This is a genomic window from Streptomyces sp. NPDC001663, from assembly GCF_042893105.1.
GTDB lineage: Bacteria > Actinomycetota > Actinomycetes > Streptomycetales > Streptomycetaceae > Streptomyces.
The window spans coordinates 509,136-523,858 of record NZ_JBIAUR010000008.1 but is presented as its reverse complement, the minus strand read 5'-3'; the positions used below and the strand labels follow the sequence as shown (position 1 = coordinate 523,858).

The 14,723-nt window shown below is 72.0% G+C and carries 9 protein-coding genes; 3 read left to right on the top strand and 6 right to left on the bottom strand.

Features of this window, described 5'->3' with window-relative positions:
• Nucleotides 1-1,287 precede the first annotated feature (1,287 nt).
• Both ACFY1L_RS27580 and ACFY1L_RS27575 read left to right on the top strand, forming a co-directional pair.
• Nucleotides 1,288-2,274, top strand: a complete 987-nt coding sequence (locus tag ACFY1L_RS27580; protein WP_388829752.1) for a hypothetical protein — start codon at nucleotides 1,288-1,290, stop codon at nucleotides 2,272-2,274.
• The gene (locus ACFY1L_RS27575; RefSeq protein ID WP_388829749.1) at nucleotides 2,267-2,698 is read left to right on the top strand and encodes a hypothetical protein; all 432 of its coding nucleotides are present in this window, start codon (nucleotides 2,267-2,269) and stop codon (nucleotides 2,696-2,698) included. The genes ACFY1L_RS27580 and ACFY1L_RS27575 overlap by 8 nt, the downstream gene beginning before the upstream one ends.
• A gap of 148 nt (nucleotides 2,699-2,846) precedes the next feature.
• Here ACFY1L_RS27575 and ACFY1L_RS27570 read toward each other — a convergent pair whose 3' ends face one another.
• From ACFY1L_RS27570 to ACFY1L_RS27545, 6 genes are all read right to left on the bottom strand, one after another.
• On the bottom strand, nucleotides 2,847-3,365 hold the full coding sequence (locus ACFY1L_RS27570) for a hypothetical protein (RefSeq protein ID WP_388829746.1): 519 nt from the start codon (nucleotides 3,363-3,365) through the stop codon (nucleotides 2,847-2,849).
• A gap of 1 nt (nucleotide 3,366) precedes the next feature.
• Entirely contained in the window at nucleotides 3,367-4,020 is a 654-nt protein-coding gene (locus ACFY1L_RS27565; RefSeq protein WP_388829743.1) for a hypothetical protein, read from the bottom strand.
• 543 nt (nucleotides 4,021-4,563) lie between these two features.
• The gene (locus ACFY1L_RS27560; protein WP_388829740.1) at nucleotides 4,564-5,826 is read right to left on the bottom strand and encodes a TIGR02679 family protein; all 1,263 of its coding nucleotides are present in this window, start codon (nucleotides 5,824-5,826) and stop codon (nucleotides 4,564-4,566) included.
• 82 nt (nucleotides 5,827-5,908) lie between these two features.
• On the bottom strand, nucleotides 5,909-10,078 hold the full coding sequence (locus ACFY1L_RS27555) for a TIGR02680 family protein (RefSeq protein WP_388829738.1): 4,170 nt from the start codon (nucleotides 10,076-10,078) through the stop codon (nucleotides 5,909-5,911).
• Nucleotides 10,078-11,307, bottom strand: coding sequence for a TIGR02678 family protein (locus ACFY1L_RS27550; protein ID WP_388829735.1), 1,230 nt, complete (start codon nucleotides 11,305-11,307; stop codon nucleotides 10,078-10,080). Before ACFY1L_RS27550 ends, ACFY1L_RS27555 begins: the two co-directional genes overlap by 1 nt.
• A complete protein-coding gene (locus ACFY1L_RS27545; RefSeq protein WP_388829732.1) occupies nucleotides 11,304-12,899 on the bottom strand; it encodes a TIGR02677 family protein in 1,596 nt (531 codons plus the stop codon). The genes ACFY1L_RS27550 and ACFY1L_RS27545 overlap by 4 nt, the downstream gene beginning before the upstream one ends.
• A 202-nt stretch (nucleotides 12,900-13,101) precedes the next feature.
• Here ACFY1L_RS27545 and ACFY1L_RS27540 point away from each other — a divergent pair, with 202 nt between their 5' ends.
• Nucleotides 13,102-14,706: an amidohydrolase family protein gene (locus tag ACFY1L_RS27540; RefSeq protein WP_388829729.1), complete on the top strand. Its 1,605-nt coding sequence runs from the start codon at nucleotides 13,102-13,104 to the stop codon at nucleotides 14,704-14,706.
• Nucleotides 14,707-14,723 lie beyond the last annotated feature (17 nt).

Below are 14,723 nucleotides of genomic sequence, written 5' to 3'. Positions count from 1 at the left end.
TGCCCCGCAGGCACGGCCGCTGTGCCGGCATGCCCCGCCGACACGTGTGCCGCTGTCGGCAGGTGACCACAGACGCACAAGTGAGCGAGCCACCAGCACCTCACTCGGCACGTGCGCGCACTGAACGTATCCCGAGGAACAGCGCGCTGCGTGACCTACCAGATGTCCAGGAATTCCCAGACAGTCTCCATGATTCGGTTCCTGCGGCGGTGTGCCTTGCTGCAGTAACGCCGCCTTCGCCAGCGGCTTTCTGGCTGCTGCACCGGCTCACCGCACCACTCGCACTGCCGCGTCTTGACCTCAGTTTTCCCCATGCCACCCCCGTAGCACCGCCGTGCGGGGTCCGTCCGCTCATCTCCTACAGCGACGGCCGGACTCCGCTCTGCCTCCCATTGGAAGGAACCTTCAGTGAAGCACCCCGGCGACGAGAATGAACTCTTCCGCCGCCTCGAAGTCGACTTGGTGGCCAACTCCGGCGGCGAGGTGGTCGACCTCGACAAGGCGCGATCGGCCCGCAATCATTCGTCGACCCGACCGGCCGACCCGAACAACGGCCGGTCGGTTGCCGAGTCGGGAGCCGCGACCGCGCATACCGGTCACAGCAGCAGCCACCCCCGACCACGCGTACGACCACGCGGGCCCGACCACGGTCACGATGCGACAACACTGCGACAACACCGCCCGACCAGGCCGACGTCCCTGCCGACAGCTGTCTGCGCGCCGCAGGTCACCACGGGCTCCTCGGCTTGGTCGCCGGCCCGACGTCCCCCTCTGTTCCCCCCTGCGCTTGCCTCTGAGAAGGAGGAAGGTGAAGGGGACAGCGGGCGAAGCGGACGGCGCGTGCCGTAGGGGGATCGGGGCTGCCGTTGCCCATGTTTGTGCGTCGGTGGCTGCCTCCGCGCTCGTGCTCCGCGAGAAGAGCGCACGGCAGCAAACGTCACCAGGGGCACGGGCAGTGGATTCGTTCACCTCGACCAGGACGGCTGTGCCCGCCACTAGGCCACCACCGAGCGACCCGCCACCCGCGGCTCTCGATGAGCCTTTGCAGAGACCACGCACGGGACGACTTGTGGCGCGGCAAGGGGCTGAGGCGAGGTTCTCACGGACATCGGCAGCTGGTACCCCCCGTGCACCCCGCCACCCCGCCGAATTCAAGCGGGTGAATGAGACCCTCAAAGCCGCCTGGGTGTTGTTCGCGATCTTTCTGTCGATCGTTGACCAAGGGCACAATGTGAACGGTTGGGCCTGCTGGTTCGCGCAGGGTCATGGGGCACCAAGGGGGAACTCGTGCCGTTCTTCATACCAGTCATTCTCATCGGTGTTGGTGCGGCAACCGGCGGTAGCGGCGTTGCCCTCGGCGGCAAAGGCGCCCACGACCTCAAGCAATCGAAGGATCGGGTCAAGGAGGCGGGCCAGGGCTACGAACGACGCATGGCCCAGGCCGAGGACGCACTGGCAGCGACGAACACCGCCCTCGAGGCACTGGGGGAGCAGCAGAGGCAGGCGCTCGTCGATGTCGTCGCACGCATGGGCGCCTTCCTGCGTCGCCACGAGCGACAGGTGCGCGAGAGCGAGCGGCTGCTGGTGGAGGGCATCGACGCCACCATGACCCAGATCCCCGGGCTTCGCGGCCTCGACGTCGACGCGGCGACATGGATCGGCGGGGCTCTCGGATCCGCGGCGGCCGGAGCGGGCGCAGGGGCTGGGATCACGGCGGCAGTGAGCAGCTTCGGAGTCGCGAGCACCGGAGCGGCGATCTCCGGCTTGACGGGCGCCGCGGCCGAGAGCGCGACCCTCGCCTTCCTGGGCGGTGGGTCGCTTGCATCGGGTGGCGGCGGGATGGCCCTGGGAGCTACGGCCCTCAACTTCTTCACCGTCGGTCCCGCGCTGCTCGTCGGTGGCCTGGTCATCAAGGGCCAGGGCGCGAAGGCGATGACCCGGGCGAGGGAGTTCGAGGCGAAGGTCGCCGTGGCGATCGCTGAGCTTGACGAGACGGACGCCCGGTTGAAGGGCGTCGACGCCCGTGCCGCTGAGTTGCGCGAGCTTCTCCGGGACCTCACCTTCCGAGCGCTTGAGGCGCTGGAGCTCCTGGAGTCCGAGCCGTTCGATCCGCCGAGGCACGCCGCGCGCTTCCAGCGGGCCATGGCACTGGTCATGGCGGTCCGCGACGTGGCGGCGACTCCGATTGTCGACACCGAAGGCACGTTGGACGAGCACAGCGCAAACCTCACCATCCGGTACAGACCCTTGATCGAGGAGACTCACGATGCCTGACCAACCCAAGGTGCATGTAGGCAAGGTCGTCAACGCGGCCAAGGGCCCCGTTTGGGCGATGGACGGCTTCGCTGCGCTGAACCAGATTGTCGAAGCCGCCCGTGAATGCATCCACATCCACGAGGTGGAGAGCACCAAGAGAGCCCGGATGGAGACCTACGAGGCCACGGAGGTCGCTCGGATCCGGGCCGCTGAAGCCGTCCTCAAAGACTACTTCGCACAGGCATTCGCGGAACGACGCAACATCTACGAGGAGATGTTCGCCCGGTTGGACAGGGCACTCGACGAGGGCAACGGCGAAGTGCTGCACACCGTCGTGCGGGGGATCGTCGACATCGCCAAGAGCTCGCCGCTCGCAGATATCGGAGACCTCTCTCAGGTCCGGGCGGCACTGGACGACCCGGATCAAGTATGGGAGCTCTGACAAGAGCGCAGTGAAGGTTGGCGGTGACCTCCGCCGTGGCGGGAGGCTTGATTCACGAGGTCGGCGTAGCGACTTTGGCCGGAAGCTGCTTTGGCGTGAGTGATCATGGCCCCTTAAGCTTCCGGCGCTTCGGGCAGTCTGTGGACCTTCAGCCGACTCCGGGTGATTCCTCCTGTGCCGGTGCGCCGCGCCCGACTGTCAGCGACCAGCGCACCACGGACGGCGCCGCGACTGAGACGACTCCGCTCCGATCCACGCCCGACACGGCCACCTGGTTGTAGGTGGTGCTGACCTCGTTGGCCAGGCATTTCAGCGGGAAGGAGACGTGCACGGACTGCACCGCCACCTTGATAGTGCCCTTCCCCTGACAGCGCACCGCGACGATGAGCGCGTCGCCCTTCTTGGCCTGGCCGAACTCGATGCTGGCGTTCCCCGTGGTGGCCTTCTGGCGGCCGGCCAGTGTCTCGTCGGGGTCCAACTCGGGCGGCTCCTGGACCGGGGGCTGCGTGCTGCTGGGAGTGGCGGTGACAGTCGCCGGGCCTGACTCGGCGGAGCTGGTGGCTGATGTGGGCTGCTGGGCGTCGGAGGGGTCCGACGTGCAGGCAGCGACCGGGAAGAGCACAGCGGTACACGCGATGCTCAGCCCAGCGAGGGTGCGGCGCGACATGTCACTTCTCCCAGATCGCCCAGCCGATGCGGTGCGGCGTGTAGATAGTGACGTCGTGCTTGCTGCCCTTGCCGCAGTTGACGTACGTGTACTGACTGTAACCGTAGCTCTTCAGGCGGTAGACGCCATAGCGGGCGTACGTTGTCTTGTGTGGCGGCGTGTCCACGGTGAAGCTGTTGCCCATCTTCGCAGTGAGCGATGCGGACACGGACACGCCGAACTTGCCCTGGATCTCAACGACAGCCGCGCTGCCCTTCACCTGCAGCTCGCCCGTAAAGGCGATGCCAACGGTGCCCGTCACCTCCGAGGTGAACGTGGACTTGGCGGTGCGCGAGGTGCCGTTCCAGTTGGCCTGCTCGGCGCCTACGCCCTTGTGGTAATCCTTGGCCTTTTTCGTGGCGTGGTAGTACCAGCCCTGTTCGCAGCCGCGGGCGTCGGGCGAGTTGCCCGTGTGGTTGACTGCGTCGGATGGCGCGGAGGCTTCGGTCTCGGAGGCGCCCTCGGTGAGGTCCGTTTCCTCCGGCTGGTCAGGCGGGGCCGTCGCGATGGTCTCGGTCGGCGACGGAGTCGGGTCGTCCGCCAGAGCAGGGCCGGCGCCGGCCAGAACGGCCAGGGCGACGGTAGGGGCGAGCAAGGCCCGCCTGGGCATGCGCATGAAAAGTTCTCCTTGGTCAGGGGAGGGTGGCGCAGTCGGATCAGCTGCTCATCCGCAGCTGACGAGATCATGTCAGCGCATCCGAGTGGCCTGCCAGCTCTCGGCGGGTTTCCTGAGCAAGACGAGAGGTTCGTCTGTGCAGCGGTGAATCCAGGCATTGGACCCTGCGCAGCATGCCTTGCGAGTCTGCGCAGTCCAATTGCGTTGATCCGCGCGAAGGTACGCCGACACCGTCCGCAACTCTGACCGCGCAGTCCTCTGGCCAGTCGTCCAGCCGGTGCGCGCAACGCCACCCAACAGCCCATAGAAGGCTGAGTACTTGATGAGGTGTTTGGATTCCGAACCGGCCACCTTCCGCCTTTCAGGCCGTATCCCCCCGGCTCAGCGGCTGACCTTACGGCGCGTGGGCGATCTCGGCAGGTCGGAGTTGTGCGCTGCTGTTGGCGTACGAGGCAACCGCGAACAGAGTCATGGCGCCCTGCGCCTGCCGCGTGCTGTTTGAAGCAGCCCCGGTCGCCGTCCACATCTGCCTGCGCCACGGCCTCAGTGCGCGAGGTCGGCGAGAAGAGTGTCCAGGACGGTCTCTTCCTCTATGCGCACGCCGAGTTCAGCCAGGGCAGCGGCCAGGTCGGGGTCCCACGCGGCGGTGGCGGGTGTGCCGGTCAAAGGCGGCGCCAGGGGCGTAGTAGCGGCCGCGGTGCGGTAGTCGGCGGCCGTGTAGCGCCAGGGCCGCCAGGGCACGCGGCGCAGCAGGGCGTCGGCGATGCGCAGACCACCCCAGTCGAAGTCCCCGTGGTAGCGGAGCGTGCAGCCATGGACGTGCAGGTGGCGCAGTAGAGTGAGGGCGGCGGCCGAGGGCTGGCCCTGGAGGCAGACCAGAGGCGGGCAGGCGGGGCCGTGGGTGTCGGCCGCGGTGGCCAGGACGGTCGGGTTCTCGCACACGTACACGACCGTGGGTGCCCGACCCGGCAAGTTGCGGGTGAGCTGGCGCAGCGTCAGGACAGCTGGTTCGCCCTCGTCTGTCAGCCAGTCCAGTGCGGGGGTGCCGCGCAGGCCCAAGGTCAGGACGGTGGAGGACAGGGCATCCCTGAGCAGGCCGGCCGAGGCCCAGGCCTCGCGGCGCCATTCGGCTCCGTTGCCGTCCGGGAAGCCGGTCAGGGCGCGCACGCCGGACAGGACGAGGGTGGCGAGCGCGGTGCCGTCGTCGAGGGCGTGGGCGTCGCCGAGCGTCCGGTTCGCGAAGGTGGGCAGGGATACAGCCGGGTCGGCGGGAAGCGTGCGCAGGGCCGATGCGGCGTCGGTGAGCAGGATCTTCGCCACGTGCGGGGTGCGGGCGAGACGGCGTACGAGACCGTCGTGGCGCAGTTGGTCGGCCCACGCGGACAGTTCGGGCCGTAGCGCGGCGAGTGCGGTGAGGGGGAGGTAGGCGTCCTGCCAGGCGTTCGCCTCTTGTTCGCGGACGTCGGCGAGGCGGGCGACGGGGCCGGTCAGGGCCGTGATGGCCGGGGCGAGGCCCTCGGTGCTGATGCCGGAGCGGCGCAGTACGGCGTCCACCACGTCCAGGCGCACGCTGAGGGAGCGTCCGGCGCGTGGGGCGCGGCCCAGCAGGCGTTCGGCGGCGGCGCGTTCGGCGGGGGTCGGGTCGGCCAGCGTGACCGGGCCGGTGAGGGGCTCGTCGCGTTCCATGCGGCGCCGGACGCGCTCGACCAGCCAGGCGAGACCGGGGTCGCCCAGCAGGCGGCCGAGGCGGTCGAGGTCGATGCGCGGCGGCCCGGCTTCCGCGGGGGTGCGTGGCTGCCCGGTCATCGTGGGTCGGCCAAGCATAGCGAGCTGTCCAGGCAAGCTGCGCTGTCCGCGCATGCCGGGGTCTTAAGGGGCAGCGGGCAACTCATGACCACAGCCCGTCCTGTCCCGCATCGGTGTCCTCGGCGGGCCCGGGTGCCGCCGCGCCGACCCCGGCAGCCGAGGACGTCGCCTGCGCGGAAAGCACCGCCAGACCGTGGTCGGGTTCCGTGCCCCGTGCACGCTCGCTCCCGTCCCATTCCCACCGCGTCACCAGCACCGCCGCGATCTCGTCGACGCGCGAGAGCTGAGCGATGGCGATGCCCGGAACCTGCGGGTAGCAGGCCCATTCGCGTTCGCTGGTCATCACCACGTCCAGGTCGAAGGCGTGCAGCAGGCCCAGGCACTTGGCGCGCGAGTCGTCGTCCACGCCCGCGAACGCCTCGTCCAGGGTGACCAGGCGCGGGGCGTCGGGGGCGGCCGTGGCGTAGTGCGAGGAGGCGGCGGCGAACAGAGGCACGGACACGGCCAGGACGCGTTCGCCGCCGGAGGCGGGGCCGGTGGCCGGGACCCAGGTGCCGTGCTGGTGGCGTTCGATGCCGAACTCGTGCCAGGAGCGGTAGTCCAGTGCCGCGGTGAGCACCTCCAGCCAGCTGCCCGCCGCGTCGTCGGACTGCCGGCGGGCGATCTCGGCCTGCAGGAACTCGCCGACCGCCGTCCGGTCCTCGGGTGCCCAGGCATCGGCGGACTGGCGCAGGCGTTCGCGGGCCTGGGCCAGTCCGGTCGGCGCCTTGCGTGAGGGGCGCCAGACCAAGCGCAGTTTCATGCCGGTGGAGGTGGGGCGCTCCTGGAGTTCGGCGTTCATCGCCCGCACTTGTCGTTCGGCGGCGGCGATCAGTTCCTGCAGGGTGCCGGCGACCTCGGTGAGCAGGTGGGTTTCGAGGATCTCGCGTTCGTGCGCGGACAGGATGCGCGCCAGCTCGGCCGTCTCGGTGGTGAGGGCCGCGGCCAGTTCGGGTACGGTCCGCCGGCGGCCCTGGTAGACGATGTCGACGACCATGCCGTCCTCGACCATGCGGGCGGTGGCGGTGTGGCCGCCGCGGGAGAGGGCGTCCTGGAGTTTCTTGTACTCCTCGCTGAGCCGTTTCTGTACGCGTTCCCAGGCGCCGTCGGAGTCGTCGGTGCCGGACGGGCCCGAGAGCTGAGCTTCGATGGTGCGGGCGAGCGCGACGGCCGGGGTGGCCGCCCACGGTCCCTCGTCCAGCGGGGGTACGGCCACCTCGGGCAGGGCGACACTCAGCAGGCCGGTGGCCGCGAACCGCTGGAGCGCGGCGATCGCCTCGGCGCGGGAGGCCGCCGCCTCTCGTACGTCCTTTTCCAACTGCTCGATGCGGCCCTCCGCATGGCCGACGCGCCGGCCGGCGGCCGCCTGCTCCTCACGCAAGCGGCGCTGGTCGCGGTCGCAGGCCGCCAGGGCCTCGGCGGTGGCGGCCAGGCGCCGCTCCAGTTCCGCGACGGCGGCGCCGACGGTGGAGCGCAGGGTGGTGTGGCGTGCGTCGGTTGCGGCCGCCAGGCGGGCCGACTCCTCGGCGCGCAGGGCCAGTTCGGCCACCCGGGTGCCGGCCTGCTCGGCTTCCGCGCGCTCGTCGGCCACCGTCCGCATGGCGTCGGTGCGCTCGCGCAGTGCGGGCCACAGGGCGGCCAGGACGGCGGTGTAGTCGCCCAGCGCCTGGCGGACGGACGTGAGGCCCGCCCGGTCGGCGGGCAGGTGCACGGCGGCGGCCGTGTCGGTGAGTTCGGTGGCGGCCTCGGCCTCCTGCCGGGCCGCCGCGGCCAGTTCGGCGGAGCGTTCGTCCTGGCGGGCGCGGGCCCGGTGGGCGGCGTCCGCGGCGGCCGCGGCCAGCGCGTGCGCGTGGCGCAGGGCGGCGTCGTCGGGGACGGCGGCCAGTTCGGCGTCCAGGGTGCGGCGGCGCCGGGCCACCGTGGCCCGCTCGACCTCCAGCTGCGCCACCTCGCCTGCCAAACTGTCGAGTTCGTCGTGCAGGACGGCGATCCGGGCCCGGCGCGCCTCCTCGCGGGCGCCCTCACCCACGTACGCGGCGGCTTCCTTCGACCAGCTGCCGGTCAGCGCCCCCACACGAAAGCGGCCGTCCGCCGCCACCCACGTGCCGCCGCAGTCGCCGGACTCGCCGGAACCCAGTCCCACCGCCGCCAGCAGGCGGGCCACCGTCCGCTCGCCCACCGCCACGGCCCGCGTGTCACCGTGGTCCACGGCCGGGCGCAGCACCTCGGCGAGCACCGGCCCGGTGAGCGGGGCGCCCGGCGACAGCAGGACGTCGTGTCCGTCGGCGGCCACGGCGCTGCCGTCCGGATACACCCAGGCGTCCAGCAGACCGGAGGCCTCCAACGCCGCCTCCAGGCCCGCGCGTTCACCGGCGCCGACATGGTCGTGGAAGTCGACCAGACGCCACAGCGGCGCTCCGGGCGCCTGCTCGCGCACGCCGGGAGTCCGCGTGTGGGGTGCCGTGGGGCCGCGCTGGCCGCCCGCCTCCAGATCGGTCAACTCCCGCTCGGTCTCGGCGCGCCGGGCGGTCAGGTCGCCCAGCCGCTGACCGAGGGCAGCCGTCTGGTCGGCCAGCTGCGCGGCGCGGGCGCGGTGGGCGTCGGCCGTGTGCACGCGCGCGGGAGAGGGGCCCTGCAGGTGCGTGACCCAGTCCTGCAAGCCGTCCAGCAGGCCCACCGGGTCCTGGGGCCGCAACTCCTCACACATGGCGAGGTGTTCGCGTACGGCGGCGACCAGTTCCGCTCCCGCCCCGGTGGCGGCGGCCTCCGCCCGGGCCTGCCGTTCGGCGGTGTGCCCGGCCTCGGTCTGGGCCTCGTCCAGGCGGCGGGCGGCGGCGCGCCGTTCGGCGGCGGCCTCCTCGGCGCGCACCGCCAGCTCCTCCACGTGGTCGAGGGTGCGTCGCCTGCGGGCCACCGACTCCTCGGCCGCGCGGCGCAGTTCGGCCTCCGGCGCGCCCTCGGTGCGCATCTCGCCGTCGAGGCGGGCGGCCTTCGCCGCCTCCCGCTCACGCGTGAGCGTGTCCGCGACCTGCTCCTGGGCCGCCGCAAGCCGCCGGCCCGCACTCTCCAGGCGGCCCAGGGCACGGGTGTGCGCCTGGGTGGCCTGGTCCCGGTCCGCCTCGGCGCGGGCCACCTCCGATGCCGTACGGCGGGCGTCGGCCGCCGCCTGCTCCAACTCCCGTGCGCTGCGCATCTCCGGGCCCTCGCGCAGCGCGGCCTCCTGTGCCTTCAGCCGTGCGGCACTCTCCTCCAGCTCCGCGAGCCGTTCGGCGATCCGCTCCCGCTCCTCCTCGGCCTGCGAGCGTTCGCTCTGGGCCTGCGCGAGGTCGCGGCCCAACTGCTCGTAGCGGGCGTGCTCGTGGCGGGGCAGCCGGGCGCGGCGGCGGGTGGCGACACGGGTGTAACGGCGGTAGTGGTCCAAGAAGGCGGAGGCGGCCCGCTCGGCCTCGGTGGCCGCCCGCAACTCCTCCTTCTCCTCGTCCAACGACCGGAACGCCTCGGCCACATCGGCGATCACGGCCTGGTCCATGGGCGGCAGCGCCTCGGTCAGCGCCCGCGACAGCGCCGCCTCGTTGGGCCGCTTCGACAGCTGCGGCTGGCGCAGCTGGATGAGCAGGTCCACCAGGGCCGCATACCGCCGCTCACCCAGCCCGAACAGCGCCTCATCCACCGCCCTGCGATAGGCGGTAGCGGTGTCGTACACCATGCCCCGCCCGGCCAGGGCCTCCGCGAGCCGGTCCCGCGACAGGGCGGTGCCGGTGGCATCCAGCAGGCTGAGCTCGGCTCCGATGCGCTGGTCGGTGACGGCGTACCAGTGACGGGCGATGCCGCGGCCCGCCACCGCCTTCAGCCCGCAGACCAGGGTGAGGAAGCGGTCCATTCCGGTGGCCTCGTCATGGCGGCCGAACTCGATCCAGGTGTAGCCCAGCCGCTCGGGGTGCGGGTGCTGCCCGCCCAGCAGCAGGTTCCACTCCATGCGCTTGCCCGGGTCGGCGTCGGGCTCCACGCGCCGCGCGGACAGGTCGCCGTCCAGGAGGAAGGGCAGGGTCAGGGCGAGGACCTTGGACTTGCCGGTGCCGTTGTTGCCGCGCAGCAGCAGCCGTCCGTCCCGGAACCAGAACTCCTCGGCGTCGTAGTAGAAGAGGTCCACCAGGCCGACGCGCAGCGGCCGCCACCGGCCGGGCGCGGGGGTGGGCAGGGCGGTCACGGCCATCACGCCTTTCGCTGAGAGCTGCGGGGGTGGGGGACGCCCGGTTCCCGTACGACCATCTCGCCGACGGCGTACCGGGCCAGTGCCGGCAGCGGGGCGACGCCGCCGGGTACGGCGGTGACCAGGCCCAGCGCGGTCAGCTTGACCAGCGCCTGATCGACCAACTCGCCCTCCGCGCCTGGCTGTTTGGCGCTCTTGGACCAGAAACCGCCGTGCTCGACGGCCAGTTCGCGCACCTTGCGCTCCAACTCGTCGCGGCCGACCGCGCCGCCCGCGTCGGCGAGGTGTTCGGCGAGCAGCAGGGTGACGTGTCCGTGGGTGCCCTGCTCGGGCATCCGTACATCGGTCAGATCGTCCAGGGGGTCGACCATGGCGATGCCCTCGGCCCGCACCTCCGTGACCAGGCCGGTCAGTTCGGTGATTCGTGCGGTGATGAAGGCGCGCTGGCGGGTGAGGTAGGCGAGCTCCTCGTCGCTCAGTTCGGCGTAGTACAGCACCGGATCGTCCAGCAGGCGCCGGGTCAGCCGCTGTCGGATGGCGCGGAAGCGCAGTTCGTCGCTGTCCAGGGCGGTTTCGGCGGTCAGCTCGGCCAGCCGGTCCTCGAATCCGCCGGCGGTGATCATCGACGGGCCGCGGCGGGCGGCGAGCAGTCCGGCCAGGACGCGGCGCTGGACGTCGTAGAGCACATCGCCCGCCCCGCTGACGTAGGCCTCCTCGTCCCCGGCCACCCGGCGCAGCACTCCGTAGCGCATGAGCAGGCGTACCACCGCCGCCAGATCCAGCCGCTCCTCGCGCCGCTCCAGCGTGAACTCGATCCCGGCGGCGGCCAGATGGGGATCGGCGGCGTCCAGGACCACCTGCTCGGCGAGCCGGCCGAGTGCGATCTGCGCCTCGCCGCGCTCCAGCGCGGCCAGCGCCAGGCACAGCAGCACGTAGCGGCGGCGGGTGAACGGCGCCCGGGCGCGGGAGGCCTCGCGGGCCGGATGGGTGGCATCGGCCAGGGTGCCGGGCGTCCGGCCCAGCCGAGCCGCCTCCGCGTCCACCCGCAGCGGCCAGCCGGTGTTGCGGTCGAACCAGTCGCGCAGCTCGCCGGCGTGCTGGCGCACCAGGCGGAACTCGTCGGCGTGCGGGCCGTGCGCAAGCAGCAGAGGCTCCTTCAGCAAGGCGCGGGCGGCCTTGTGGAACTCGGCGGCGCGCCGGCTGTCCAGCACCTCGCTCAGGGGCGTGGTCATCGCTCCCCTCCCTCGGGAGTGCCGTCGGCGTGCACCTGGCCGGTTCGGGTGAGATCGGTGATCTCGACCAGGTGCTCGGGGCCGCGGAAGGTGCCGCCGGGGGTGCGGATCGCGGCCGTCGTCCCGTCCGCCAGGGCGGTCAGCCGGACCTCCATCGTGCCGTCGTTGCTGGTCGCCACGGTCGTCGTCATGCCGGGCCGCCAGGTGGCCAGGGCGTCGCCGAGCAGCTGCAGGAACAGGCCGAAGGCGAGCGGGTCGAGCTCGCCGAGCGCGGACAGCCGCGTGGTGCCGTCCGTCGCCAGGCGCGCGCGGGCGGCCGCGATCTCCTGCGCCTGCTGGGCGGCGATCTCGGCCAGGCGCCTGCGCTGCTCGGAGCGGTCCTGCACCCGGCGGGTCCTGCCGCGCCGCTCGTAGCTGCCGGTGCGGCGCAGCTGCGGGCTGATGCGCAGCGGCTCGGCCTCGGCCCACGGGGTGGCAGCGGCCACCGGGTGGGCGGCGCGCCGCTCGAGGGTGTCGGCATCGACGGTGAGGTGACGTGCCGGATACAGCCCGAACGCGGCACGCCACAGCCGGTGCCGCGCCGCGTCGTCGGGGGCCTCGGCGAACCAGCGGGCCAGGGTGCGAAAGTCCGCCGAGCGGTCCGAGCGCCCAGCCCGCCGCTCGTTCAACTGCCGTACGACCGCCAGCAGTTGCGGAATCGCCCCGAGAGCGCGCCCGCGCAGCAGCCGGGCCTGCGACTCACGTCCGTCCGCCGACACGAACCAGGCGGCCAGCCCCGACCACCTGCCCGCCCACCGCTCATACGCCCGCACCTCGGCGCTCTCGGCCTCATCCGGCGCGGCGTCGGCCGCCTCCCGGGCCGCCGCCAACCGCAGCAGCACCCCGACCCGCCCCTGCTCCTCCAACTCCCCGATGAGCAGGGCGATCCGCCCACCCAGGGTGATCAAGTCCTGGATGAACCGCTCCAGATACTGGATCAGGCGGTCCTTGTAGGCGAGGAACACCTCGACCTCCACATCGTGCAGGTCGATGGTGCGTTGCAGGGAGCCCATGAACGCCCGCGCGTTCTCCGCCAGCGCCTCGAACCGGCTCGTCAGCGCGGACAGCGCCAGATGCGCCTTGGCCGCGTCCGGCTCGCCCTCCTCCTGCCCGGCGGCGATCACCAGCAGGGCCCGCAGCTGGGTGACGATGTCGTGCAGGGCCACCGCCTGCAGCGCACCACGCCGCCCCAGCGCCTCGTCATACGCCGCCAACGCCAGCTCGGCAGCCTCGCCGGCCTGCGTGAGCTGGTAGATGAAGCGCTTGCGGTAGAAGTCCTCGACCGCGGTGACCCGCGAAGTGTCCGGATCCGCCCGCAGATTGCCCCACTCGACCAGGCTGTCCAGCGCCTTGACCACCGCATCCAGCTCGGCGGGCCGATGCTCCGGCGCCAGCGCCGCGAACACGTCCTCGGGCCGCAGATGAACCGCGAAGCGCTCCTTGGCGGCCAGGAACGCGCCCATCACCCGGCGATACAGGACTGCGTTGGGCACGGTGAGGTGAGCGAAGGGCGCATACCCGGCCCGTGCCGGTCCGGAAGGCGTCGACGTCATCGTTGGGCATTCTCCCCGACGGACACCTCGCGGCGGCAACCGTGGCCTGAGCTTCACGCAGAGCTCTGCCCGCCCGGGGGTGGTGTCAGCACCACCCCCCGGTCCACCACCTCGGCCCACTGTGCCACCGCCCCGCCCGCTACAGAGTTGTGGACGCACGCCGAAAGGGCGAAGCACACACGACCACCAGGGGGTACAGGACATGTCCGAGCAGACTGGCAAGCAGGACGAACCGGGCCTGGGGCGGCGGGGTTTCATCGCCGGAGCGGCCGTGGTGGCCGGGGCGGCGTTGACCGGCACGGCAAGCGCCACACCCGGCGCCCGCGCGGTGGCCCAAGGCGCTAGCAAAGCCGGCGACACCGACACCGACACCGCCCTCGCCTTCACCCACGTCACCGTCATCGAGGGATCAGGGGCCGCTCCGGCGCACGACATGACGGTCGTCGTCGAGGCCGGCCAGATCACCGCACTCGCGCCCAGCGCGCGCACGCGGCTCCGGCCGGGTGTCCGGACCGTCGACCTGACCGGCAAGTACCTGATTCCGGGCCTGATCGAGGCGCACACCCACAGCGACGGCCCGGACGCGGTGGTCCCGCCGCTGTACCCGCTGGCCGGGGTGACCACCGTGCGCGAGATGCAGGGCGCCCCCGTCCATCACCGATGGCGGCGGCAGATCCGAAGCGGGACGTTGCTGGGGCCGCGCTGGCTCATCGGCAGCCCGATCATCGACGGAGCGCCGTCGCTGTGGGCGCAGGACGTCCCCAACCACATCTCCGTGCGGGACGCGGCCGAGGCACGGCGCGTCGTACGCCGGGTCAAGCAGGAAGGGGCCGACTTCGTCAAGGTCTACTCGCGGCTGTCCCGGGAGGCGTACTGGGCCATCGCGCAGGAGGCCCGGCGCCAGAACATCCCCCACCTCGGTCACTGCCCCGACCTCGTCCGCATCACCGAGGCCGCTGACGCCGGCCAGCGCAGCATCGAGCACCTGCACGCCCTGCTGCTGTCCACCTCGGCGCACGAGGCGGAGGTTAGGCGCGGTCTGGCCGCCGTACGCATTGATCCGGACGATCCCAGCAGCCTGTCCCGCTACCACAGCTGGTTCCAGCAGGTGCATCCGCTCGAGTGGCAGGCCGTTCGCGGCTACGACCCGCGCAAGGCGGACTCCGTGTTTAAGCGGCTGGCGGCGGGCGGGACGGCGGTCGTCCCCACGCTGAGCGTGCACCACACGCTGGAACTGCCCGACGAGGTGCCGGACCGGGCCGAGGACTGGAAGTACCTGCCGGCCTGGCAGGTGGAGTCCTGGCCCGACCAGTTGCAGGCCCTGACCGGCGGGCGAACCCCCGAACAGGCCCGCCGGATCCGGGAGATCTACGCCCACCGGGAGCGGCTGGTCAGGGAGTTGCACGAGGCGGGTGTGCGGCTTCCCGCGGGCACGGACACCGGGACCGGTTACAAGGTGCCGGGGTTCGCCCTGCACGACGAACTGGCGTTGCTCGTCGAGGCAGGCCTCACCCCCATGCAGGTGTTGAGGTCGGCCACGCAGGAGGCGGCCCGCCTGCTCGGCCTGGATGCGGTCGGCACCGTGGCCAAGGGCAAGGCCGCCGACCTCCTGGTACTCGACGCCGACCCGCTGCGCGACATCCGCAACACCCGCAGGATCCACGGCGTCGTGGTGAACGGCCGCTGGATCGACGCCACGGAGCGGGAAGCGTTGCTGGCCGCCGTCCAGAAGGCGGCTTCGGAAGCCGAGCCGCCGCAGGAGGGAGCCGCGGCCGTGACGGGGTGCGGATGCGGCGGTCACCCGTAGCGGGCGCGGCCGGGGTG